General features: G+C 51.1%; 1 rRNA gene. It reads left to right on the top strand.

The window, feature by feature from the left end:
* Positions 1-219, top strand: a 16S ribosomal RNA gene (locus H6A27_RS14980); the annotation flags it as partial.

Consider the following 219-nt stretch of genomic DNA (forward strand, 5'->3'; position numbering starts at 1 on the left):
ACTCAAAGGAATTGACGGGGGCCCGCACAAGCGGAGGAACATGTGGTTTAATTCGATGATACGCGAGGAACCTTACCCGGGCTTAAATTATGCATGAATCATCTGGAGATAGATGAGCCGCAAGGCATGTATGAAGGTGCTGCATGGTTGTCGTCAGCTCGTGCCGTGAGGTGTCGGCTTAAGTGCCATAACGAGCGCAACCCTTTCTGCCAGTTACTA

This window comes from Bacteroides caecigallinarum (assembly GCF_016902295.1).
GTDB classification, from domain to species: domain Bacteria; phylum Bacteroidota; class Bacteroidia; order Bacteroidales; family Bacteroidaceae; genus Phocaeicola; species Phocaeicola caecigallinarum_A.